The sequence below is a fragment of the Serinicoccus marinus DSM 15273 genome (assembly GCF_008386315.1).
GTDB classification, from domain to species: domain Bacteria; phylum Actinomycetota; class Actinomycetes; order Actinomycetales; family Dermatophilaceae; genus Ornithinicoccus; species Ornithinicoccus marinus.
In genome coordinates this window covers 2,952,785-2,975,065 of record NZ_CP043808.1, presented here as the reverse complement: position 1 = coordinate 2,975,065, position 22,281 = coordinate 2,952,785, and the positions used below count along the sequence as shown (strand labels likewise).

Genomic DNA, 22,281 nt, shown 5'->3' with positions numbered 1-22,281 from the left:
ATTGTGGATGCCTCTACGCTCCGGGGGGAACCTCAGGCCGAGATCGACGGCGGTGTCCGGGCCGGCACCACCACCGATGACGCGCAGCGGCTGGTCGAGCTCGAGCGTGAGGTGCGCGAGCTGCGCCGGGCGAACGAGATCCTGAAGACGTCCGCGGCTTTTTTCGCGGCCGCGGAGCTCGACCGCAAGATCAGGTAGAAGTGCCCACCGCGGTGCTGGTCGACTACATCGATCAGCACCGCGACCGGTTCGGGGTCGAGCCGATCTGCACCGTCCTGAAGGACGCCGGCATGCAGATCGCCCCGAGCACCTACTACGCCGCCAAGACCAGGCCTGCCTCGGCGCGCAGCGTGGGGGACGCCGAACTGACCGAGGACATCCGGACCGCTCACAAGGCCAACCTGGGTGTCTAGGGCGCCCGGAAGATCCACACCGAACTCAATCGCGAGGGCGTCACGGTCGCCCGCTGCACGGTGGAGCGGCTGATGAAGGCCGAGGGGCTGCGTGGAATCCAGGCTAAGTCGCCTGCCAGCGATCTACGGCCGAGTGATCAAACTCAGGCCGGGGTGAGCTTGCGCCGGCCGTGCTGGTCGGTGCTCCAGGCGATGTCCCGCACGGCGTCGACGACCTGGGCGTCGGTGATGGTCCGTGCCGCCAGCACCCGGGTGCTGCACTTCCAGCTGCGGTAGGTCCGCGCGGCGATCTGACCTGAGTTAGGTCAAATGGCTTAGTGCCTTGGATCGGTCTGCCCGAGGTCGTTCAGGAGGGCGTGCTCGTCGGGGCCGAGTGCTGGTGGCAGGGTGCGGATGGCGCCGTTGGCTTCGATGGTGGCCGAGCGCAATGGGCGCAGCTGGCGCAGGACTCGGCGTAGCGAGAGCCCGGTGCGGGCCTGGACGGTGCGGGCGATGGCCAGGGCGGTGAACACGATGGTCAGGTGGGCCTCGATGGAGTCGCGACGTCGGGCGAACAGGGGCCGGGCCCGCAGGTCGCTCTTGGACATCCGGAACGACTGCTCCACGTGCCACAGGTCGGCGTAGGAGCTGATCACCTCGGACGCGGGCAGCACTGTGGTCGGGATGTTGGTGACCAGGCCCTTCAGCCCGGCGAGTCGTCGGGCCCGTGCCAGCGCTGCGTCGTCCAGGACCAGACCGTCGGTGCGGGTCTTGACGAACCGGGGCGTGCGGGCGGGTTTGTTGCCCTCGATCGCTGCCTTGGCGCGGTTCTCCTGGGCGGTGAGGGTCTTGTTGTCCCGTGCGAACCGTCTGGCCGAGTAGGACCACACCGCCCGCCACGAGGTCGGGTACTGCTCCGGGTCCCACACCGGCTCGGCGCGCAGGGCGGGGTCGTTCCCCTTGTTCTTGCCAGCCTTGGGGGTGAGGGTGTCGATGACCTGGCCGTCGGTGAACGCGTCCCCGTGCCAGCGGAAGTGCGAGGCCAGGTCGATCGGGGCCTTGGCGTTCTTGGACCCGACGATGAAGGTGTGCCCGGCCTCGTCCAGGGCCTTCAGATTGGCCGCGGACAGCATCCCGGCGTCCGCGACCACGACCAGGTCGTTGATCTGGTGCCGGGCGGCGAAGGCCTCGATGATCGGCACGATCGTGTGGGTCTCGGCCTTGTTGCCCTCCCAGCACCCGATCTCTAGTGGGAACCCACCCCGGTCAACCAGCAGGCCGACGATGATCTGGGGGTCGACTCGTCGTTCCTTGGAGTACCCGACCTTGCGCAGCGCGTCCTCGTCGGCTGCTTCGAAGTGCAGCGTGGTCACGTCGTACAGACACAGCGACACATCTTCGCTGGCCCGGGCGTGCTGGAAGCACAGCTTGGCGATCTGGTCCCGGTAGGCCCCGTCCTGGCAGCGCCTCAGCGTGCGACTGCGGGTCGACAGACTCGCGGAGACCCGGCCCAGGTCAGCCAGCACCCGGTCGGCGTCCAGCAGGCTGGTCGGCTCGACCAACCGGGCGATGACCAGGTCGCGGAACACCTCATCACCCAGGGCGTCGAACCCCAAGTCGGTGTACACCCCGGCCAGGGCGTCGTACAGCACCGCCGAGGAGGTGCGCAGCACCTGCGGTGCGGCCACCACCGCGCGCCGGCCCACCGGCCCGGCCGGGTCGTCGAACAGCGTCGCCGCGGACGGTGCCGGCACCATCGCTGCTCGGGCACCGGTATCGACAGTCCCAGGTCCAGCTCGCCCTGAGCGTCGCCCTCGAGCAGTTGGCGTGCCTGAGCCATCAGCAACCCGAGCTCGGCCCCGTCGTGCGCTGATCCCACGTGGCGCACGATCCGCCGCCGCCCGTCCACGGACTCCGCAATCTGTACCGCGGTCGCCCCCGAGGCCGTCCGCACCCGCCGGATCCACGCCATCCCACGATCCTAGGACCCCGATTAGTGCCTCAACGACGCACTAAGCCACCACATCGTGCCAGGTCATAGACTCGCCGGCCCGATAATCACGGACCGGTGACCCAACTCAGGTCTGACAGCCCTGCTCGCGCAGCACCCGGCAGACCGACTCGACCGCGTGGCCCTGAGCTCGCCTGGTGTCGATGAAGCCCATCATCAACGGTTGCGGGGGTCGAGTTCCCCCACGAAGAAACTCGTGGCCGCCTTCAGGATCGCCACGTCCTCGCGCAACCGCCGGTTCTCGACCTTGAGCTTCTTGATCTCCTCGTGCTCCTCGCCGCCACCCCGGGCCGGTCGCCAGCGTCGACCTCCGCCTGGGCGACCCACCGGCGCACCGACTCGCAAGAGACGCCCAACTGCTTGGACACCGCGACCATCGCCTCGTCGGCGAGGGTACTCCTGCTGGTGCTCCCGCACCAGCCTCACTGCCCGGGCCCGCAGCTCGGCATCGATCCTCTTCGGCATGTGCTCATCCTCCTGGACTCAAACAGGAGCGGCATCAAACCTGGGGCGCTTCACTCGCGGCGCGCCGCCAATAGAGTCAGCATGCAGACGTAGAACCAAGCCAGTGGCGGATCGAGCAGGCGCGACTCTACAAGGTTGTAGATGAGAAGCAAGGCGCTCAACACTCTTAACCACCGCATCGCAAGTCGCTCCGCTGATCCATGGTGCTTCCCAGCAGTTCGAAATAGTTGGATACCCGCCTGCACAACAAAGACTCCAAGAAGCAGCAGCCCCGTTGCACCCAGTTCCAAAAACACCTCGATAACCCCGTTATGCGGATTGAACTGTACCGACCCTACGGCCTCCCATATGTCCCGCAATGCCGCCGGACCGGTCGTCACGTCTGTAAGCCCAGCCCGCCCATAGCCGAGTAACGGCCTATCCATGCCTGCCCCAAGGGAACTAGACCACAGATCAAATCTCTCATCCATTGATCCCCACGTCCTTGCTTTTTGGGTTGCGCGCATGATTGACTCCCAAAAAACAAGCGATACCAGTCCTATAAGCGTGAAGACTACCGCAGAGGACACCGCGCGGCGCCTCACACCGGCCAAACCTTTGGCAACAACAAGACTGAGGATGACTACCCCGCCCAGCGACATCGCCGCTGCAACAAGGAGGACTGAAGCGACGAGCGTGCCCGTTCGCAGATAGCCCCAGTTGGGCGAGGTTGGACACAGGAACCACAGCGCAAACGCAAGAACGCACACGAAAGTCAATATGTTTGGGTTCACAAACACGCCCGTTGCAGCCCTGAATGTGGTCTCGCTAACACTAAATCCCACGAGCTCAACTAACCCGCTCCCGAGCACGAGAGCACTGAGTCCAAAACTAGATCCTCGATGGAACTGCAAAACTGAATTGGCGGATTGCACTATCAACAAGGCAACGATGCAAAGAGCAAGTGAGCCGCCTGCTTCTGCCAGGGAACGTATTGGATTCGCGGACCAGAGCACGCTGAGACAAAGCAACAAGACGAACAATGCAAAAGCCACGGGGACCCGACCACGGCTGATCGCACGAGCACCCCAAAGCGCCAGCAGGAACGCCACCCCGAGGCCAGCAACTCGAACCGACGACCACATTAGGCATTGGGTAACTGTGAGTACAAACACAGACCACCCAGCCGCCTCCAGCCTAGGTTGGCCCTGAGGCGCCGTTCGCCCGACGCGTGAGAGTTCCACATTGTTCAATGGGACGTGACCTGTCGTATCAAAGTCCAAGCCAGCTCGATCGCTGGATGCCAAGACGCCACTTCGCCCGCCTCGCTAGCCAACGCTGCACGCTGCCCTGGCGTGGCTCCGTCTAGGACTGCAGCAATATTCACTGCCAACAAGTCCGGGTCCTCTTCTGTTAACAAGCGACACCCAGGCAGCGAAGCAACTAGGCGGCTATCCGCACCGAAGTCCGTCAGCACAACTGGAACACCCAGCAGCAGCGATTCGGCTATCTTCAACGGGCGCCCCATATGCAAATTGCGATCAAACTGTTTTGATTGTGGACTTACACTCACCGCAGCCCGCGATAGCAGACCTAGCGCATCCTCACGCGGCAGTCTCCCATGCCACACGACTTGCCCCTGGGACGCCGCTTCACGTAGCAGAGGCTCCATCTGTCCCGAGCCAGCAACATGCAGCGCCACGCCCTCCGGCCAGCATGAACTTTCTTTAGCAGCCAGTAGCAGTTCAAGCCCCTGCCAGGGCGCAAGTTCCCCCACATAAACAACATAAGGGGGATGAACCATTTCCGTCGGCGCAACCGTAACTACGGCCCCATTTGGCGCCCACCCGACTGGTTCTTTTCGTCTCCCTTTTATCCCTCGCGCCCAGTCCCGTAGCCCCGGCGAGACAGCAACTACCGCCGCGGCCTCACGAATCTGGAGTGCCACGATTGAGTCCATCAGCCGGCTAAAACGACGCAGGCTTGAATGACTGATATACAGGTCCTCTTGAGTGCCGTTAACTTCCAACACATAGGGCACACGCAAGATCCAACGACAGGCGAGTAACCATACGTCGAGAGGATGCCAACGCACATAACACACGTCCGACCATATGGCTCGCCTCAGGTGGACCAATTGGGCCGCAACGAGCCTAAGGGCGGGCCACCGCGTGGCGCTGGTCGATCGCCTTGTCCAAGCAGTACCTTGCTCCGAAACACCCTCTGCGATCGCCTTAAAATGGACTTCGGCGGCGGAGCCGGGGCGCAAGCGTTCGGTAGCCACATGAAGAACACGTAACACCCTATTCACCCTTTCGCTATCATCCGATTGCCATGCAACGAATGTATGGACCCGGAGCCGTCTGCGAAGTCAAGTACGATCCCATTCATGTCGATATAGCCTACGGGCTTACCTACTTTTTTGGCAAGGATATGTGCAGCCATGCGCGACGAAAATAATCCCCAAATTACCCTTCCACTCGTAAACCAACTGTCTACAGCCCGCCTTTTCCTAGCCGCGCGCACAGACTTTATTACCTCATAGACACGACGTTGCGGGAGATAAAGCTGTACGTCGTATCCCGCTAGATGATACATTCGTGCCCGGTTGGCCGAATCGCGAGTCGTCTTGCTCGCGTCAACCACGGCACTTGCCCCTAAACGCTGGGCAGCGACGCCAATCTCTCGGTACAGCTGCATCGAGCCTGTTGCTGAGCCCCCGCATGCCATAAGCCTCTCTAAGACTCGGAGAGGCACAAAGAGAAGCCAACGTCGATCATACTGACGCAGGCTGACGCCCTTCATACGAACGCCGTCTCTCCGTGCAACTATGCTGCGCCAGAATGGACACTCGAACAGAGCCCGCCCACACGAGCACGCCTCACTGGCACCTGCCCCCCCGAACGCGACGGCTTCACCGACCATCACGGCGTCGTGTTCCTGCGCGAGGTGTGCCGCAAGGGCGGTGCTGCCACTACGACCATATCCAGCAATGTAATATAGCTTCATAAATGTCTCCAGTTTGTAAGTCTACGCCAGCCCATAGTCACATTGATCATCGACACGGCGGCCAAGGATCCAAACAGGGCCGCCGCGTAAAGAACAAGGCCACCGTTGGTCATGTCCAACCACCAAAAGGTGGCTGCACAGGTTACTACAAGCCTTGCGATTGCTTGCCGCATTAGCAAGAATTCGGCACGCAAAGCCAGCAAAGCACCAGTCATCCCGGTGAGCATGACTTGCACTGCGGCGGCCGGAGTGAAGAGCCACAGCATCGCCTGTAATCCAGTGTATCCAGAAAGGATGTGCGGCGCAGCGAAGCCGAGGGCGACTCCGCACACGACCATGGCTGCGGCCCCAGCCAAGAGACCTAGGCGGAGCTTCGACAACAGGGAATGGAGCCGAACGGGGAGTCCTCGGGCAGATGCAATTCGCCGATATGTGATGTCGCTCAATGCGGTCCCGCTTAACTGGGCCAAGGCGGATAGCGCTTTGCGCGCGACGAAGAACGCGCCGGCAGCCTCGGTACCCACCCCGGCAGTGATCGCCCAAATAGGAAGGGCGATTGCGAGGTTGGATGTCAAGCCGTTGATCAATAGCGGAAGGATTTGCCGCGCTTCAACGGGAGCATGCTGAAGGCCCACGTCGGCCGCCTCGGTAGGTGCATTCACCGTGGCGCCGATTCCGGCCACCGTCAGGCTTCCGGCCACGTACGCATACACGAGCGCTTCCGTGCTGGGTGATAAGAACCCCATACCAATCTGACCTCCCGCCGTAACCACCCCGTTAGTCGCTCGGGCAAGGCCAAGTTGCGCAGATGCACCGGAGGCGACGAGCCGCATAGAGGCCACGTTCGCTAGTCCCGTAGCAATAAGGACCGCGCCCAACTGCGTTCCGGATACTACGTTGGACACATAGGGAACGATCGCCGCAGTTAACCCAAGGACGAGCCCGCCAATAGTAACTATTAGTGTAAGTGTTAGAGCGAGCGCTCGAGACGCATCGATAGCAAGCCTTGGTAGCAGTTGTTCCGACCGGGCTGTGAGGATGATTGCTAGCACAGCGCCAGCGGAGGTCACTGCAGCAAATTCTCCCAGAGCTGTCGCTGGATATTGCATTGCAATAATGGGAAGCGACACCGCTAGCGCCATCTGGCCGACGCCGTTACCACCTGCCAGATGCGCAAGGGCCCTAAGGACATTCCGCATTGCTGGCTACAGTGTAAGCTGGGGGAACAGGGCGCTGATGGAATCCAAAACGTCCCCGCATTCGTCGTTCACAATGTGAATTAGATCAGGCTCTGCTTTCTGAGCACGCCGCGGCACTGTTACGCCTACGCGCTCAGCGGCCATCTCGATCATGCGTGCATCGATGTCAAATCCCACCTTGGCTAGCGCAGGGTAAAGGGCTTCGGCTGGCGCAGATGTCATCTCGCGGTAAGTGAACGTGGCGATCCTGTGCGATTCAATGCCGTGAGTCGATTCGAGAACCGTGTGTACTTGGCGCGCCCAGTGCCGCGCAGCTAACCGGGCCGAAGATACTCCTTCATCATGCATATACTGCGAGACTGTTCTCCCGTCCCACCATAGGGGCATAGTCATCCAAAATTCGACTCGCTCAAGTGAACGGACAACATCGGCTGGATCTCGGACGATGTGGATGAACCGTGCTTCGGGAAAGGCGGCAGAAAGCAGCCCGACCCTGGCCACATTAAGGGTGTTTTTCAAGACAGCGGTCGAGACGCCGCGCCATCTCAACAGCTGATGCACTCTATGCTGCAGCAACTCTGGACGGATCGCTTCGAGAGATTCGGCCCCTACAGGGCACAGCGAAGATGAGACGAGATCATACGTTATACCAGCTTCGCGCAGTACGTTCACTATTTCACTGGAATCACGCAGCAGCCACGCCGGGCGGCTCGTATACCGAGCCAGATAGCTAGCGACTGGCGTAAATCGTGGATCGAAAGCAGCCAGCCGCGGAAAACAGGCCATTCCAGGCAGCGCACCTAGAAGGGAGTTCGCCAACGTTGTTCCAGATCGCCCCGAACCGATGACAAACAACATCTGGGCGGCCTTCCGCATGCATACCTCTACCACTGACAGTGGCGCCCCGCGCCGGGGGCCACTCGGGCTTTCTTGACTGCTGCACTGGTTTCCCCTTTCAAAGTCCCTTTTGAGCCGCTGGATGCCGTACTCGCCACGCCGTGGCCACGCGTTTTTCGTTTGGAGGCTAGAGCAGATTTCCGCTTGGGCGTCGACAGGGATGGCGAAATATCCGTCAACGTTCGCTGCGGGCGTCGTTGACTCATAGGGTCTTGACTTACGATACACCTGAAGTACCAAAATGCGTGCCCTCCTTCAGAGTCTTGCAGGCGCGATCGGGCGAAGACCACACTGTTCGCAGTCCTTCTAGGGCAGATGCACTGCGTGCCCCGCTAGACCGTGTAGAGAAGATGCACGCTGGTGCGATGCTACCTCGGCCACCGGAGCACCCGTGCGTTGCCTGCGGCGACGTCTGCCGCTGCGAGGACACCGCACCGGTTGAGGCGGCCACAAGGGCCCTCGACGCGGTACCGACCGGCCCACCGCCTCGGCCTAGGTGTGATGTCCAGGGAGGTTGTCCTGCGGTTCGGCGGTGAGTCGGGCTGACAGGTGAAGGCCTCCGGTTGTGAAGTGGAGCTGTCTAGTTCAACGCTTCACCGACCGGAGGCCCTCCTGTCCCACGCTAACGCTGCCCTGACTGCTCGTGCCCGTCTGAGACTGGCGCGGCTTGTCGTCGAGGACGGTTGGACCTATGCCGCGGTAGCCAAGCTGTTCATGGTCTCCCCGCGCACCGCGAAGAATGTCGACGGCGCTCGAAAACTGGACGGTTTCGGCGGTCGAAGAGTGGACGGTCTCAGTCTAGGGATTCTTGTTCGGCCTTGATGCTGGGCAGGGTCTCGACGCCGCGGTCGCGTAGCCGGTAGGAGGCGCCTTTGAGGGCGATGACGTCGGCGTGGTGGACGATGCGGTCGATCATCGCGGCCGCGACGACCTGGTCACCGAAGACGCCTGCCCAGGAGCTGAACGGCAGGTTCGACGCCAGGTTCAGCGAGGCGTGCTCGTAGCGGGATGAGACGAGCTGGAAGAAGAGGTTGGCCGCGTCCTGCTCGAAGGGCAGGTAGCCGACGGGCCCTGACCCCCGGCAGTGGACACGCCGAACCCAGCACTGGCTGGAGGAAGCGAGAAGATCTACACCATGCCGAGGAAGAGCTACACCGAGGAGTTCCGGCGCGAGGCGGTCGAGCTGTATGAGCACACCCCTGGTGCCACGTTGAGAGCGGTCGCTGGTGATCTGGGGATCTCCCGGGGCACGTTGGCGGCCTGGCGTCGTGAGCAGGGGTACACCGGCCCCAGGACCCAGGACCCCGACCGGGACGGTCAGGCCGCCGAGGGTGAGTCCCCGCAGGCGAGGATCGCCCGCCTGGAGGCCCAGGTGCGACGCCTGGAGGAGGATAAAATGATGCTGGCTACCGAGCGGGACATCCTGCGCAAGGCGGCCAAGTATTTCGCCGGGGAGACGAACTGGTGAGCCGCTTTCAGTTCGTCGTCGACCACCGGGACACCTACGAGGTGAAGCGGCTGTGCCAGGTCCTGGAGGTCAACAGGTCCTCGTTCTACGCCTGGGCCGAAGCGGCGCTGGCCAGGGAGCAGCGGGCCGCCGCCGACCAGGCCCTGGCCGAGCGGATCCGGGCCGTGCAGAAGGATGACCCGGCCTACGGGGCACCACGGGTGACCGCCGAGCTCAACGACGGCGCCGATCCACGGGAGCGGGTGAACCACAAGCGCGTGGCACGGGTGATGCGTAAGCAGCACCTGCCTGGGCTGCGGCTGCGCCGGCGGGTGCGGACCACGATCCCGGACCCCGCGGACCGGGACGTCCCCGACTTGTTGAACAGGGACTTCACCGCCGATGCGCCGAACACCAAGTACGTCGGCGACATCACCTACCTGCCGATCGCCACCGGCGGGTTCCTCTACCTGGCCACCGTCATCGACTGCTGTTCAAGAGCGCTGGTCGGGTGGGCGATCGCCAATCACATGCGCACCAGCCTTCTCACCGACGCCCTCGACATGGCCGCCGCTGCCCGCGGATCCCTGGCCGGGGCCATTTTTCACAGCGACCACGGCGCCCAGTACGTCTCAAAGGACTTCGCCGCCTCCGCCGGTCGGCACGGTCTGAGGCTGTCCCGCGGGGCTGTCGGATCGAGCGCGGACAACGCCCTGGCCGAGTCTTTCAACGCCACCTGCAAACGCGAGCTCCTCGCCGGTGGGCACGCCTTCCCCAACGCCGAGACCTGCCGGCGTCGCATCTTCTGGTGGGCCAACCGGTACAACACCCGCCGGCGCCACTCCGCCTCCAACTACCAGGCCCCTTTCACCTACGAGACCACCCTCACCGCTACCTGGCCATCCCCGCGTAACCACCACCCCCGTGTCCACCACCATGGGGCAAGACCCCCCGCGCGGCAGGACTGTGATGAGGCACGACATCTGTCGGCCAGGCTTCTGATCAGGCCAGCGGTCGGTGGGCCAGGCCGGTGCCGGCGACCACGACGACAAATCCAAGGCGAAGGCGCGACCCACGAAGGGGTCGGCCAATGAGTCTTTCGGGTCAGTCATGATCACCGGCACCGACTCTGGCAGACGGCCCGCGGCTAACACCCGGACCGCCCGCGACGCTCATGGCTTGAGCGCTTGACGTTGAGTCTCACAGTGGTCTTGCCGGTGCCCGGTGGGCCGAGGAGGACGACGTTGCGGTGCTCGGCCAGGTAGGCCCCGGACGCCAACGCCTGGACGGGGGTGCGGGCGCCGGGTTGGTGGTCGAAGTCGAAGTCGTCCAGGGTCTTGACCGCGCCGAACCCGGCCGCGCGGATCCGTAGCCGGGCACCGGAGGCGTTGCGGGCGGCGACCTCGCGTTCCAGGACTGCGGCCAGGTAGTCCTCGTGGGTCCACCCGGTGTCCCGGGCGTGGTCGGCCAGGCGGGCGGCGGCCTCGGTGATCCGGGGCGCTTTCAGCGCGGCGGCCAGGTGGGTGATCTGCTTGAGCGACTCGGTCCCGGCGGAGTTCGGCTTGCGGCTCATCGCGACTCCAGCTCGCCGGCGTCGATCCCGAACGCCTTGTCGTAGTCGGCCAGGTCCCGGACCAACTCCTCGGCCTCGGGACGAGTCCTGGGGTGCTGGTAGGCGTGCCGCAACGCCGCGGCGGCGGTGACGTGGGCGGGGTCGGTGACGGTCATGCTCCGGGCCCAGCGGCGCGGGTGCTCGGCCACCAGCTGGCCACCATGCCGGACGCGGACGACGTCGAGGTCGGCGGCCACGTCGACCCGGGCGCCGATCGCGCGCGGGTGCACGGAGTAGTCATTGGTGTCGACGCGCACGTAGTAGTCCCGGCCCAGGCGCACGTGGTTGCGCCACCCCAGGTGCAGCAACGCCGGCGGCAACGGCAGCATCGCCTCGGTGTCCGCCGCGAGCAGGTCCACGGGGCGGGCCTTGGTCGTGCGCACCACCCGGGCGTTCGCGCCTGTCTGAGGTTCCCCCCGGAGCGTAGAGGCATCCACAATGAGGATCGAGATGCCAGAGAAGCGCAAGAAGTACGACCGGGAGTTCCGTGAGGGAGCGGTCCGGATCGTCGAGGAGACGAACAAACCGATCGCGCAGGTCGCTCGCGATCTTGGCGTGAACGAGGGCACGCTGGGCAACTGGGTCCAACGTGCTCGCGCTGCGCGCGAGGGTCACGGCGAGCTGTCCAAGGACGACGTCGAGGAGCTGAAGCGGCTTCGCGCCGAGGTCGCCGAGCTGCGGATGGAGCGTGATGTCCTCAAGCGATCCGTGGCCGGTGGGTGAAGGAGGCGACGAAGTGAGCGTGGCACGCTTCATCGCCGACCAGAGGACCAACTATGCCGTGCCACACACGCTGGTCTGCGTTTTGCTCGGGGTCTCGCTGGCGTGGTTCTACAAGTGGCTCAAGCGGGCCGAGGGACCGGGCGCTGCGAGCGGGTTGTTCACCGACACCGACCGGCGCCGCGACAGCGTCGACCGCGCGGTGCGGGTCGCGTTCAAGAAGGCCAAGGGGCTGCACGGCTCACCTCGCCTGCACGAGGACCTGCGCGAGGCGGGATGGCAGATCAGTGAGAAGACGGTCGCTGACTCGATGCGCCGTCAGGGCTTGGTGGCCCGTGTCATCAAGCGGCGCAGCGGTCTGACCAGGCAGGACAAGAGCGCGCCGAAGTTCCCCGACCTGGTGCGCCGGGACTTCACCGCGCCGGCCCCGAACCGCAAGTGGGTCGGTGACATCACCGAGATCCCCACGGCTGAGGGCAAGTTGTACCTGGCCACCGTCATCGACCTGTACTCCCGCCGCCTGCTCGGCGCGGCGACCAGCAACCACCCGGACGCCGAGCTGGCGTGCGCGGCGATCCGGATGGCCGTGACCGCCCGCGGCGGCAAGGAGGCGATCTGGCGCGAGGACGAGTCCGAGCGGGTCATCTTCCACAGCGACAGGGGCTCGACCTACACGGCGGGCTCGTTCAGCCGGTTGTGCGCCCAGCTAGGGATCCGCCAGTCGATGGGTCGGGTCGGCTCGTGCTTCGACAATGCAGCTGCCGAGGCGCTGTTCTCCTCCCTGGAGTGGGAGGTGCTGTGCCGGCACGAGTTCGACACCCGTACTCAGGCCCGCGCCGTGGTCATCGACTGGGCTTACGACTTCTACAACCACCAACGCCGGCACAGCGCCGCTGGCATGATGTCACCGGTCAACTACGAGCAGACCACCGCGACGCCCATCCCGGACGCCGCGTAGCCGCAAGCCTCCACGATCTGGGGGGAACCACAGCCTGCCTGACCCAGTTACGCAACGCCTCGGGGTGCACCCCCAGCTGGTCGGCGACACGCTTGATCGCCCCACGCGCACTCTCAGGGTCCTTCCGGGCCTCTATCGCCATCCTCGTCGCCCGCTGCTGCAACTCGACGCTGTACTTCCTCGGTGCTGCCATGGTGCTCATCATCCTTCCCAGGATTCAGAGCCTCCACCAGACCCGGGGCGACACAGTGTAACCAAAACGTCACAACTCAGGCCCGAGGCAGTCTTCACCGTCCGGACGTGAGCCACCCAGCCACTCTAGTGACCCGGTTAGTGCACAACTTCCGCTCCACCGGAGGCCGAACCAGCAGGTCAGTGACCCACCCGCCCCCCAAGCCTCACGATGTGGCCGAAGTCAGGTCAGGTCCTTCACCGCGATGATCGGACGGTCCTTGACCCTCCTCGTCAGGACCCCGCACCCCGGGCAGGCACCCTCGTTCGCCCTGACCTCGATGAGCGCCTTCACCCGCCCCGGGTTGATCCGCCCGATCAGCAGGACGGTGAACGCGTCCTCCAGACCCAGAAGTACTGCCGTACCGTCGTCCATGCTCGTGGCCTCGTCGCTGTCGGTGGTGAGAGACCAACAGCATGTCGGGGCCACGAGCCCGATCACCTACCGGGCGCCCCGCTCAAATACGAAGAGCCGGCTTACTTCGACACCGGCGCCAACAACGGCGGCACAGAGGCCATCAACGGTCTGATCGAACTCCACCGACGGATCGCCCTAGGCGTGACCACCTTCAACGACTACCGCCTGCGCATGCTTCTCATCAGCGGCGGCCTGAACCTATGGCCCCCACCCCCAAAGACAAAAAGTCACGTTTACATATATGTCACGGGTACGCAGCTGCCGCGGGCGGCTTGGAGCCCAAGCCCTAGTGGAATCGATCACTCGCCGGTCAAACAATACTCCCGTCGCATGCGCAGGTATCATGAATACAGTACACCGAATATTGAAGAGTTCGCCTAGATAATGCTAGGGATAGGTGGACCACAGGACCGCAGCAGACTGCTCACGATCTGGGACTTTGAGAGGCGTACAGCCGCCGATATACTGGTCGAATCACTGACATGGCGGCATCAACACTATATCGGCGTGACCTTCGCTGCGCCTCCCTCCCTAGGCTGAGTCGGAGTTCATCATTCTCGACCAAGCACTGCACCGCACCCGCTATGGACGCGGAGTCTTTTGCAGGGAAGAGTAGTCCCGCAGTCTCGCCGAGCAGATCACGAACGCCGCGGATGTCTGAGGCGGCACAGGGCAGGCCAGCAGACATGGCCTCGATCAGGGCTACTGGGAGGCCTTCTCGAAGTGAAGGGAAGAGGAAAATGTCGGCCGCCTCTAAGTATCTCCGGATGTTTCTCTGGTAGCCCGTCAGTTCCAACTGACCACAAAGCCCGAGGCGCTCGGCGGCATCCATTAATTCACTGTACAATTCCCCTTGCCCGCAGATCATATAACGGATATTGGGATTGCGAAGGCTAGCGATAGCTCGTACAGCAGTCAGGTGATTCTTGTTCTTGTTGAGCTCACCAACGGACAGCACCACGGTCTCATGCGGTTTGATTCCCAGTTGCAGTCTCGCACTTATCCGTGAACCGGGATCTATCTTGAAGTCGTCAAGCTTCACCCCGACTCCAGGCGACAACACCACACGCGAGTACCCCATTTGCTTAGCCCTTGCCGCATCCTCTGAGTTTATGCAAATAGCGGTGTCGGTGAAAAGCGATAGGGCGTATTCGAGAGGAAAGTAGCTAATCCAAGCAGAACTAGGGCCCTTTTTCATGAAGTGAAATCCGTGGGCGGTATAAATGACAGGTATGCGATGTACGGCGCAAACTAGTCTGCCGATAGCAGCGCCAATGGGAGAATGAGCATGGACAAATAGAGGATTCAACCTGCTGACCAGGCCCAGGAGTTGACCAAATGACCGCAAGTGCGAGTTGGCCGCAGTGGCTCTACGAGAGAAGTCGATCTGATGCCAGACGAAGCCCCATGACTCCAACTCATTCTTAAGATCCTTAAGCCGGGTGTCGTCAACAGTATTCCCGGACTGGAAATTGGCCGCCACGTGTACCTCAAGACCTAGCGACTTCAGTTGATGCAGGTTAGGCAAGTTGAAGTTCTCGATCATCGACGCAACAGAAGCGACTACCACGACCTTCTCTGGCCCGGCGGTTCTCGTGCTGATCTCCTCCCATGCGTCAGCGCCAGCTGCGCCGCGCCATCCATTAGCAGTGAGCCAACTTGTCGCCTGCTCTTGGCCGAACAGCATCATCTCTGCTCGGCGGACGTTAGCTTTCTGGGTCGGAAGAAGCCTGCATGCCCCGTACGCGACTGATATGCCTACGCGCGCCAGCGTCACGGGGACGTGATGAGGTTCTTTGTTGCCTAGGGCGCGAAGAATACTTCCAGTTGTCTGCCCCTCCCAAGGATGCGTCACGATTGGGGGCGGGCTTACTTCCGATTCTACTAAGAATACGATGGCATCGGCGACGTTTGCAATATGGGCTTGAGGGCTAGCCATTTCACCGGCGCCAGCCACTACGCCTAGGCCCTTGCGGGAAATGACGCTGAGTGCGCGTGTGATACGTCTATCGGCCGCATGGACACTTGGAGGTCGGTAGATCACGGCGAACCCCTCTGGGAGGGACCCAAGCAGTTGCTCCCCCAATATCTTGGAATGTGCGTAAGGGCTGACGCCGGGGAGAGCTGCCGGCTCGGTGTTTAGTTGCCGCGTTCTGCCCTGCACCACCGCGCTGCTGATGTGAATGAAGCGATTGCATCCGGCTGCTTTCGCCGCTATACCCGAAAAGAGTGGTAAAGCTGCATTTGCGGCGAGCAAGGTTTGAATGTCTCTGCTAGAAGCATCCGGGTCGCCCGCGCAGTTGACGACTGCGTCGCAACCGTTCATGGCTTGGATCAGAGAAGTTCGGTCCATCGCCTCGACGTCGCGCTTCAAGTGCTCTTCGGAAATGCGCGGGATGCGGATACTGGGAAGTTCCACGACGTTGTGGCCACGTTGTCGAAGGGCGGCGCACGTCGACCGCCCGATGAATCCGCTGGAGCCAAGTATACCGACTCTCATGAGGCGTCTCCTTTAGTAGCGATTTCTAGCATTGCGCTTCTGAGTGGTGGCGCGGCCTCGCAATTGTGGTGTTTTCCAGAGCGAAGCACGTATGCTTCGCTGCAGTTTAAACATTGCCTCAGCCATCGATCACGGTTGGCATCTGAGTCTGGGTGTTTAAGAGGCGTCGAGATAGTCGGACACTAATTAACCAGGTCGTCATGGCGATCAGGGTGAAGATGCATATACTCAAGTAGGTTTTCTCTGACATGGCTGCCAAGGTGCATACTACACTCAGGGCGCCCCAAAGCAAGGCCACTGCGAAGTGTGGCCACCCTCCGGGACGGACAAGTAGCTGGTAGGCATGCTCACGGTGGGCCGATAGCAAGGCTGTCCCTCGTATACGCCTGCGAAGAAGCGTGATTAGAACATCGCTGAAATAGGGTACGAGTGGTGCGAGCACGAGGGCGGGTGTCAGACCACGAGACAAGGCGAGAAGGGTGGTGGCGCCCACTAGTGTCCCGAGTCCGTAACTCCCCACGTCGCCAAGGAAGAGTGTGGCGCGTGGCGCGTTGTAGGGCAAGAACCCCATCGAGGCGCCAGCAGTTATCACGCCAAGGGCGGCCACGGTCGGCTCGTTGTACCGGTCGGCAGCCCACCACATGCTTGCGCCCCAGACGAGCATCGTCACAGCGGTAATGCCGTTGACCCCGTCCATGAAGTTGATGACGTTCACGCTGAGCGGGACGAGGATGACCGACAGTGTGGCCCACAAGAGCAGCTGAGTCCCTTCTGTAGCAGACAACGCGATTCCGAGAGCCGCGCCGACGCTGATCTGGAGGGCGAGTCGTGGAAGGCTGCCCAATCCGGCGACGTCGTCCCAGAGGCCGACGCCGGCGAGGACGATGGCCGCGGCCAGGGCCGGCCACCACGGTGCCGGCCAGGAGGTGAGGAATGCGCAGAGCGCCGCTCCGACGACCGCTGCTACGACGGCGATGCCGCCTCCGCGAGCCACAGGCGTGTCGTGGGAGGAGCGCGTGTTCGGCACGTCCATCACGCCGAAACGAAGAACTGCCTGGCGGACAAGGGGAGTCGCGGCTGCGGCCAAGGCCACTGCCGTGAGCGCGAGCTGTATCAACGGCTCGTGTTGAGAGGGGTTGCGTCCTCGTTGATGTGTTCCGCGAGCCAGGCGGCAGCCCGCTCGGCGGTGCCGAAGTGCCGCGACCGGACCTGCTCCGGCTCCATCCGCGGGACGTTGACCGCTGTAATGAGCGGGTGCTCGGTGGTCCGGAAACGCTCGCCCTCGGTGAAGATCACCTCGCTGAGCTTCTCGCCGGGGCGTAGTCCGGTGTAGCGGATCTCGATGTCCTTGCCCGACGTGCGGATGAGGTCACGTGCCACGTCGACGATTTTGACGGGGGTACCCATGTCGAGGACGAGCACGTCTCCGTCACAACCGATGGCACCGGCCTGTAGCACCAGCTGGGCGGCCTCGGGGATGAGCATGAAGTAGCGCTCGACATCCTTGTGGGTCACCGTCACCGGGCCGCCCTGGCGGATCTGCTCGGTAAAGGCGGGGATGACCGAGCCGCGGGAGCCGAGGACGTTCCCGAAGCGCACGGAGACGTAGCGCCCGGGCTCGCGCAGCGCGAACTCGGCGGTGAGTCGCTCGGCCATCCGCTTGCTTGTGCCGAGCACCGAGGTGGGGCTGGCAGCCTTGTCGGTGGAGATGTTGACGAAGGTGCCTACCCCGTGCTCGGCGGCGGCGGTCAGGACGTTGAGGGTGCCCAGCACGTTGGTCTGCCAGGCCTCCTTGGGGTAGCGCTCCAGCAGGCTCAGGTGCTTGAGGGCCGCTGCGTGGAAGACCACGTCGGGGCGGGTGACCGAGAACTGCGTGCGCAGATTGTCCGCGTCCCTGATGTCGGCGAGCATGAGGTCCTCGCCCTCGAGCAGCCCACGCCCGGTCAGCGACAGCTGTACGGCGTGCAGGGCGGACTCGTCACGGTCGAGCATGATGAGCCGGGCCGGGGCGAACTTGGCGATCTGCCGGCACAGCTCGGACCCGATGGACCCACCGGCGCCGGTGACCAGCACGACCTTGCCGGTGAGGTGGTCGGCGATGGTCTCCTGGTCGAGCTCCACGGCGCGGCGGCCGAGGAGGTCCTCCAGGTTGATGTCGCGGAGGTCCGTCGCCTGCGGGTCGGTCTGGCGCAGCCAGTCCTCGATCGGGGGGAGCACCTGCACCTTGAGGTTCAGCTCGCGCGCCTGCCGCTGGACGTCGCGCAGCAGCTCGGGGGTCGCACGTGGGACTGCCACCGCGAGGTAGGTCGCACTGGTCTTCTCCACAGTCGTCGCCAGCTTGGCGAAGGTCCCCACCACCCGGACGCCCTCGATCTTCAGGCGGCGCTTGCTGCGATCGTCGTCGAGCAGGGCGACAGGCGTGAACTCCGAGCGGTCGTCGTGCAGCATGTTGTGCACCAACCGCCGACCGGCGAGGCCAGCGCCGAAGACGATGACCTTCTCGCCGTTCGGGTTGCGGCTCATCAGCCGGGAGCGATAGGTGCGCACGAAGACGCGCGCGGCCAGCATGAGGACGATCGCCAGTGCCGGGGCCAGCAGGGCGCTCGACCGGGGGATGAAGACGGCCGGCGTCAGCCAGGCGATCGCCATGAGCGCCAGAGCCGTGATGAGCGCAGTGCGCGTCAGCGCTGTGATCTCGTCGAAGCTGCCACGCATGTGGCGCACCAGGTAAGGGCCGGTGAGCAGGCCCACGATCGCGTGGATGCTGGCCACGAGGCCCATTCCGATCCACAAGCTAGAACCTGTGAAAATAGTCAAGGAAAAGTCAAGTCTGCCCCAGATGGCAATCATCAGGGCAAAGGCCCAGCACGAAGCGTCGACGATCACCCAGAAGGTGCGGGTGGCCACCTCGCGCCGGGCATGGGCGGCCGACCGGAATTCAGACATGTCTTGGCCTTTGACGGTGGGACGGGACACGTCATTGTGTGGCAGAAGTGGTCAGAAATGCAACGTGCCCTATATCACCACGGCCCCGCGTCATTGCGGAGCCGCGCCGTGGGACGTCAGTTCGTCTCGTCGGCGATCTGCTTGGGGCTCTTGCCGCTCGCCTTGGCGATCACCTTGGTCGACTCCCGGTTGGCCAGCATCCGCGCCAGCCCGACCAGCGCGCCGGAGAGCACCGCGAAGGCCACGGCCTCCTTGAAGTCGATGTCCGGGTCCTCCGGGTTGGTCGGGGAGTCGTTGCCCGTGACGAACTTCCAGGTGCCGTCGGTGGCCTTGCGGGCGATGGAGCTGGCCGCCAGGACGGCGCCGACGGTCATGGCTTTGGCGACGAGATTACCCATGACCCGAATCCTGCCACACGACGACCGGACTCACCCTGTGGGGTGAACTCGCCTCTCGCGGCTTTCTTGCTATGGTCTGAGCGCTTTCATCCCCTGGCGGGGTTGCCGGGGGACTTTTTCGCCCTGACCCAGCGTCCCCACCGGAAAGGTAGACCGCCGAGCCATGCCGTTCGAGCTGCCGGGCTGGGCCGTCCTCCTCCTGTGGATCCTGCTCGCCGTCGCCGCCCTGGCCGTCTTCCTCGGCAGTGCCCGGGGCACGCTGCGCGGTATGGACGTGGTGCTCGGCCCGCCGCAGCGCGACGAGGAGCACGGGGACGTCGGGGAGCAGGGCGACAGCGGGGAAGGCAGGGACGGGGACGACCGGGACGACGGTGATAGTGTCGGCGACGACCACGACAGGGGAGCGCCCGAGCGCTGAGAGTGCGGCACCCGCCGCAGACCCTCGAACCTGCACCGGCTAGCACCGGCGAAGGAAGTCGATGAGGAGCATCGCCATGACCACGTCCACGACACGCACACGCACCCGACGGATCACCACCACCCTGGTCCTTGCGGCCACCACCCTGACCCTGGCCTCCTGCACCCTCACCGGTGGCGGGGGCGGGGAGGACGAGCCCACCGGGAGCACCGAGGCGGCCGACCAGGGCCCGACCGGCAGCGACGACACCGCCGACGCCGGCGACGAGACCGCCGCGGCGCCCACCCCGGCCGACACCGGCACCGTGGTGCTCACCGCCCACGACTCGTTCACGCTGCCGGACGACCTGGTCTCGGCCTTCGAGGCCGACACCGGCTACGACCTGGAGATCCAGCTGGCCGGCGACGCCGGGCAGATGGCCAACCAGGTCGTGCTGACCGCCGGCAACCCCACCGCCGACGTCGTCTTCGGCATCGACACCACCTTCGCCAGCCGGGTCGTCGCCGCCGAGGCGCTGCAGGCCTACCAGCCCGACGCGCTGCCGGAGTCGGCCACCGAGCACGACCTCACCGAGGGGGGCGAGGCATACCTCACCCCGTCGACTACGGCGACGTCTGCGTCAACATCGACACCGCGTGGTTCGCGAACGAGGGCATCGAGCCGCCGGAGACGCTGACCGACCTGACCGAGGAGCAGTACGAGGACCTCTTCGTCACCCCGGGCGCGAGCACCTCCAGCCCGGGCATGGCCTTCCTGCTGGCGACGGTCGGCGAGTTCGGCCCGGGGGAGTGGCAGGGCTACTGGACCGACCTCATGGCCAACGGGGCCAAGGTCACGAGCGGCTGGACCGACGCCTACACGGTCGACTTCACCGCCGGCGGCGGCGACGGTGACCGCCCGATCGTGCTGTCGTATGCCTCGAGCCCACCGTTCACCATCCCCGACGGCGGTTTCGAGCCCACCACCCGCGCGCTGCTCGACACCTGCTTCCGCCAGGTGGAGTATGCCGGCGTCCTCGCTGGCACGGACAACCCCGAGGGTGCGCAGGCGGTCGTCGACTGGCTGGTCAGCCCGGCGGTGCAGGCGGCCATCCCCGACGCGATGTATGTCTTCCCCGTCGACGACGAGGTCGAGCTGCCCGAGCTGTGGGCCCAGTGGGCGCAGGTCGCCGAGGACCCGATCGTGGTCGCCCCCGGGCAGATCGAAGCCGAGCGAGAGACCTGGCTGCGGGAGTGGGCCGACATCGCCACCGGGTGAGCGGCTCGGGGTCGCCGGCCGTACGGGCCGTGGCCTTCGACCTCGACGACACCCTCGCCCCCTCCAAGTCGCCCGTCCCCGAGGTCACCGCCACCGCGCTCAGCGAGCTGACCGCGGTGGTGCCGGTCTGCGTGATCTCCGGCGGCAGCTTCGAGCAGTTCCGCGACCAGCTGCTGGCCCGGCTGCCGACCCCGGCCACCGGCTGGGGCGGTCTGCACCTCATGCCGACCTGTGGGACGAGGTACTACCGTCGCGCCGCCGGGGCGGCGGACTGGGCCCTGGTCGAGAGCCGTGAGCTGGACCCCGCCCGGCGGCGTCGGGCCGTGCACGTCGTGGAGGAGACGGCGCGCGAGCTCGGGTTGTGGGAGCCCGAGGACCGCGTGACAGGGGCACGCATCGAGGACAGGGGGTCGCAGGTGACCTTCTCGGCGCTGGGGCAGCTGGCCGCCATCGCCGACAAGCAGGCGTGGGACCCCGACGGCGCCCGCCGCGCCCTGCTCGCCCGTCACCTGGCGCAGCGGCTGCCCGACCTCGAGGTCCGCGTCGGGGGCTCGACCTCGGTCGACCTCACCGAGCGTGGGGTCGACAAGGCCTACGGCGTCGGTCGCTTCGCCCGCGAGGTCGGCGCCGACCCTCGCGAGGTGCTCTTCGTCGGCGACCGGCTGGACCCGCTGGGCAACGACTACCCCGTGCTGCGGCTCGGGGTCCAGGCCCGGCCCGTCGCGGACCACCACGAGACCGTGCAGGTGCTGCGCGAGCTCCTGCAACGGCTGCCTGGGACGGCGCCCGGCCGCGCCTGACCGTGCGGGTCGCTGCTCACCGAGCACGCCCCCGGCGCCGGCACGCCCCGAGCACGCCCCCGGCACCGGCCGCCCCGAGCCCGCCACGCTCAGGGGTGCCGCTGCCGCCAGTGCTCGACGACCACGTCGGCGGGCACCGGCTCCACCCAGCGGCCGGGGAGGCGAGGGTGGGCGCCGGTGCCCCCTCCCACGGGCCTCACCCTCGCGCCGGGTCGAGCGCACCCGCACCCCGCTGTCCCGGTTGTCCCGGCGTCGTCGAGATCCGCCCCGGGGGGCGCGCCGAGCGTGAGGTGCGCCGGACCGGGCGGCCAGGGCAGCCGCAGCACCGCCTCGGGGCGGGTCACCTCCACCACGGCGCGGCAGCGGGCGAGCACCCGTCCGGGTGGGTCCCCTCGGTGCACCCTGGGGTCGGCGGCACCGGGGCCGGGTGCGGCACCCAGACCCCGAGGTCGCCCAGCCGCAGCAGCGCTCCACGACGACGACGAGCTGGCCGGGGGACCACGAGGCGCACCCCGGTCCCAGGACGGCGACGACGTCGGGCTGGGTGTGGTGCCACCCACGACCACGGACGAGCGGGTGGGGTATGCGCTCGGCCAGCGCGGCGGTCTCGGCGTTCTTCAGCCG

20 protein-coding genes, 8 pseudogenes and 1 other annotated feature are annotated in these 22,281 nt (G+C 64.9%); of the genes and pseudogenes, 12 read left to right on the top strand and 16 right to left on the bottom strand.

Annotated elements, in window-relative coordinates; genetic code table 11:
• The first annotated feature begins 3 nt into the window (after window positions 1–3).
• The 3 genes and pseudogenes from FU792_RS19380 to FU792_RS19370 all read left to right on the top strand — a co-directional run.
• Window positions 4–198, top strand: a complete 195-nt coding sequence (locus FU792_RS19380; protein WP_161600271.1) for a hypothetical protein — start codon at window positions 4–6, stop codon at window positions 196–198.
• Window positions 156–305 (top strand) — a sequence feature (AL1L pseudoknot). Its footprint overlaps the gene before it by 43 nt.
• On the top strand, window positions 201–413 hold the full coding sequence (locus FU792_RS19375; protein WP_161600270.1) for a hypothetical protein: 213 nt from the start codon (window positions 201–203) through the stop codon (window positions 411–413). Its footprint overlaps the feature before it by 105 nt.
• Window positions 414–425: 12 nt before the next feature.
• Window positions 426–509, top strand: a pseudogene (locus FU792_RS19370) (IS3 family transposase); the annotation flags it as partial.
• A gap of 53 nt (window positions 510–562) precedes the next feature.
• On the opposite strand, the pseudogene FU792_RS19365 reads toward FU792_RS19370, so the two are convergent.
• From FU792_RS19365 to FU792_RS14330, 7 genes and pseudogenes are all read right to left on the bottom strand, one after another.
• Window positions 563–706, bottom strand: a pseudogene (locus tag FU792_RS19365) (IS3-like element ISPfr13 family transposase); the annotation flags it as partial.
• 21 nt (window positions 707–727) lie between these two features.
• Window positions 728–2,364, bottom strand: a pseudogene (locus FU792_RS14355) (IS1634 family transposase).
• A gap of 118 nt (window positions 2,365–2,482) precedes the next feature.
• Window positions 2,483–2,868, bottom strand: a pseudogene (locus tag FU792_RS18145) (transposase); the annotation flags it as partial.
• Window positions 2,869–2,918: 50 nt separating this feature from the next.
• The gene (locus tag FU792_RS14345) at window positions 2,919–3,959 is read right to left on the bottom strand and encodes an O-antigen ligase family protein (RefSeq protein ID WP_161600268.1); all 1,041 of its coding nucleotides are present in this window, start codon (window positions 3,957–3,959) and stop codon (window positions 2,919–2,921) included.
• 137 nt (window positions 3,960–4,096) lie between these two features.
• Window positions 4,097–4,888 (bottom strand): glycosyltransferase, encoded by a 792-nt coding sequence (locus FU792_RS14340; protein ID WP_475297040.1) that lies wholly within the window; start codon window positions 4,886–4,888, stop codon window positions 4,097–4,099.
• Window positions 4,889–5,852: 964 nt separating this feature from the next.
• A complete protein-coding gene (locus FU792_RS14335) occupies window positions 5,853–6,602 on the bottom strand; it encodes a hypothetical protein (protein ID WP_149814848.1) in 750 nt (249 codons plus the stop codon).
• Between the two features lie 459 nt (window positions 6,603–7,061).
• Window positions 7,062–7,913 carry a sulfotransferase family protein gene (locus FU792_RS14330; protein WP_161600266.1) on the bottom strand — a complete coding sequence of 284 codons (852 nt, stop codon included), beginning with the start codon at window positions 7,911–7,913 and terminating at the stop codon, window positions 7,062–7,064.
• A gap of 651 nt (window positions 7,914–8,564) precedes the next feature.
• On the opposite strand from FU792_RS14330, the pseudogene FU792_RS14325 reads away from it, so the two are divergent.
• Window positions 8,565–8,729 (top strand): annotated as a pseudogene (locus tag FU792_RS14325) (IS481 family transposase); the annotation flags it as partial.
• A gap of 16 nt (window positions 8,730–8,745) precedes the next feature.
• Here the strand turns inward: FU792_RS14325 and FU792_RS14320 are convergent.
• Window positions 8,746–9,018: pseudogene (locus FU792_RS14320) on the bottom strand (ATP-binding protein); the annotation flags it as partial.
• A 69-nt stretch (window positions 9,019–9,087) separates the two neighbouring features.
• Between FU792_RS14320 and FU792_RS14315 the strand changes: the two are divergent.
• A pseudogene (locus FU792_RS14315) lies at window positions 9,088–10,304 on the top strand (IS3 family transposase); the annotation flags it as partial.
• 242 nt (window positions 10,305–10,546) lie between these two features.
• On the opposite strand, the gene FU792_RS14310 reads toward FU792_RS14315, so the two are convergent.
• Together FU792_RS14310 and FU792_RS14305 are read right to left on the bottom strand one after the other, a co-directional pair.
• Window positions 10,547–10,972 carry an ATP-binding protein gene (locus tag FU792_RS14310; RefSeq protein WP_237740072.1) on the bottom strand — a complete coding sequence of 142 codons (426 nt, stop codon included), beginning with the start codon at window positions 10,970–10,972 and terminating at the stop codon, window positions 10,547–10,549.
• Complete coding sequence (locus tag FU792_RS14305; protein WP_157609225.1) at window positions 10,969–11,394, bottom strand: Mu transposase domain-containing protein; 426 nt, start codon at window positions 11,392–11,394, stop codon at window positions 10,969–10,971. The genes FU792_RS14310 and FU792_RS14305 overlap by 4 nt, the downstream gene beginning before the upstream one ends.
• Window positions 11,395–11,461: 67 nt before the next feature.
• On the opposite strand from FU792_RS14305, the gene FU792_RS14300 reads away from it, so the two are divergent.
• A complete protein-coding gene (locus FU792_RS14300) occupies window positions 11,462–11,734 on the top strand; it encodes a transposase (RefSeq protein WP_149814845.1) in 273 nt (90 codons plus the stop codon).
• 13 nt (window positions 11,735–11,747) lie between these two features.
• Window positions 11,748–12,689, top strand: coding sequence for an IS3 family transposase (locus FU792_RS14295; RefSeq protein ID WP_022926083.1), 942 nt, complete (start codon window positions 11,748–11,750; stop codon window positions 12,687–12,689).
• Here the strand turns inward: FU792_RS14295 and FU792_RS19360 are convergent.
• Together FU792_RS19360 and FU792_RS17085 are read right to left on the bottom strand one after the other, a co-directional pair.
• Window positions 12,643–12,882: a transposase gene (locus tag FU792_RS19360; protein WP_149814844.1), complete on the bottom strand. Its 240-nt coding sequence runs from the start codon at window positions 12,880–12,882 to the stop codon at window positions 12,643–12,645. The two genes, FU792_RS14295 and FU792_RS19360, sit on opposite strands and share 47 nt — an antisense overlap.
• A 222-nt stretch (window positions 12,883–13,104) precedes the next feature.
• A complete protein-coding gene (locus tag FU792_RS17085) occupies window positions 13,105–13,296 on the bottom strand; it encodes a hypothetical protein (protein ID WP_168714883.1) in 192 nt (63 codons plus the stop codon).
• Window positions 13,297–13,395: 99 nt separating this feature from the next.
• Between FU792_RS17085 and FU792_RS14285 the strand changes: the two are divergent.
• Window positions 13,396–13,539, top strand: a pseudogene (locus FU792_RS14285) (transposase); the annotation flags it as partial.
• 223 nt (window positions 13,540–13,762) lie between these two features.
• Here FU792_RS14285 and FU792_RS14280 read toward each other — a convergent pair.
• The 4 genes from FU792_RS14280 to FU792_RS14265 form a co-directional block, all read right to left on the bottom strand.
• Window positions 13,763–15,838, bottom strand: coding sequence for a glycosyltransferase (locus tag FU792_RS14280; RefSeq protein ID WP_084485241.1), 2,076 nt, complete (start codon window positions 15,836–15,838; stop codon window positions 13,763–13,765).
• Window positions 15,839–15,956: 118 nt separating this feature from the next.
• On the bottom strand, window positions 15,957–16,871 hold the full coding sequence (locus FU792_RS14275; RefSeq protein WP_161600265.1) for an MraY family glycosyltransferase: 915 nt from the start codon (window positions 16,869–16,871) through the stop codon (window positions 15,957–15,959).
• Between the two features lie 80 nt (window positions 16,872–16,951).
• On the bottom strand, window positions 16,952–18,619 hold the full coding sequence (locus FU792_RS14270) for a polysaccharide biosynthesis protein (RefSeq protein WP_022926079.1): 1,668 nt from the start codon (window positions 18,617–18,619) through the stop codon (window positions 16,952–16,954).
• 281 nt (window positions 18,620–18,900) lie between these two features.
• A complete protein-coding gene (locus tag FU792_RS14265) occupies window positions 18,901–19,182 on the bottom strand; it encodes a DUF4235 domain-containing protein (RefSeq protein WP_022926078.1) in 282 nt (93 codons plus the stop codon).
• A gap of 163 nt (window positions 19,183–19,345) precedes the next feature.
• Here FU792_RS14265 and FU792_RS14260 point away from each other — a divergent pair, with 163 nt between their 5' ends.
• The 4 genes from FU792_RS14260 to FU792_RS16870 all read left to right on the top strand — a co-directional run bounded on the left by FU792_RS14260 (window position 19,346) and on the right by FU792_RS16870 (window position 21,657).
• A complete protein-coding gene (locus FU792_RS14260) occupies window positions 19,346–19,600 on the top strand; it encodes a hypothetical protein (protein WP_022926077.1) in 255 nt (84 codons plus the stop codon).
• A gap of 76 nt (window positions 19,601–19,676) precedes the next feature.
• Window positions 19,677–20,276, top strand: a complete 600-nt coding sequence (locus tag FU792_RS18140; RefSeq protein WP_238705999.1) for a type 2 periplasmic-binding domain-containing protein — start codon at window positions 19,677–19,679, stop codon at window positions 20,274–20,276.
• A complete protein-coding gene (locus FU792_RS18135; protein ID WP_338101190.1) occupies window positions 20,186–20,857 on the top strand; it encodes a thiamine ABC transporter substrate-binding protein in 672 nt (223 codons plus the stop codon). The genes FU792_RS18140 and FU792_RS18135 overlap by 91 nt, the downstream gene beginning before the upstream one ends.
• Window positions 20,746–21,657, top strand: coding sequence for an HAD-IIB family hydrolase (locus tag FU792_RS16870; protein WP_338101189.1), 912 nt, complete (start codon window positions 20,746–20,748; stop codon window positions 21,655–21,657). Before FU792_RS18135 ends, FU792_RS16870 begins: the two co-directional genes overlap by 112 nt.
• The last annotated feature ends 624 nt before the right edge of the window (window positions 21,658–22,281 follow it).

Bases quoted from the DNA above. Each gene is read 5' to 3' on its own strand.
- FU792_RS14280 (WP_084485241.1), bottom strand. From the start codon at position 15,838: ATGAGAGTCGGTATACTTGGCTCCAGCGGATTCATCGGGCGGTCGACG.
- FU792_RS14265 (WP_022926078.1), bottom strand. From the start codon at position 19,182: ATGGGTAATCTCGTCGCCAAAGCCATGACCGTCGGCGCCGTCCTGGCG.
- FU792_RS19360 (WP_149814844.1), bottom strand. From the start codon at position 12,882: ATGGCAGCACCGAGGAAGTACAGCGTCGAGTTGCAGCAGCGGGCGACG.
- FU792_RS14260 (WP_022926077.1), top strand. From the start codon at position 19,346: ATGCCGTTCGAGCTGCCGGGCTGGGCCGTCCTCCTCCTGTGGATCCTG.
- FU792_RS17085 (WP_168714883.1), bottom strand. From the start codon at position 13,296: ATGGACGACGGTACGGCAGTACTTCTGGGTCTGGAGGACGCGTTCACC.
- FU792_RS14310 (WP_237740072.1), bottom strand. From the start codon at position 10,972: ATGAGCCGCAAGCCGAACTCCGCCGGGACCGAGTCGCTCAAGCAGATC.
- FU792_RS14275 (WP_161600265.1), bottom strand. From the start codon at position 16,871: ATGGACGTGCCGAACACGCGCTCCTCCCACGACACGCCTGTGGCTCGC.
- FU792_RS14335 (WP_149814848.1), bottom strand. From the start codon at position 6,602: ATGGGGTTCTTATCACCCAGCACGGAAGCGCTCGTGTATGCGTACGTG.
- FU792_RS14300 (WP_149814845.1), top strand. From the start codon at position 11,462: ATGCCAGAGAAGCGCAAGAAGTACGACCGGGAGTTCCGTGAGGGAGCG.
- FU792_RS14330 (WP_161600266.1), bottom strand. From the start codon at position 7,913: ATGTTGTTTGTCATCGGTTCGGGGCGATCTGGAACAACGTTGGCGAAC.
- FU792_RS18140 (WP_238705999.1), top strand. From the start codon at position 19,677: ATGACCACGTCCACGACACGCACACGCACCCGACGGATCACCACCACC.
- FU792_RS14270 (WP_022926079.1), bottom strand. From the start codon at position 18,619: ATGGGCCTCGTGGCCAGCATCCACGCGATCGTGGGCCTGCTCACCGGC.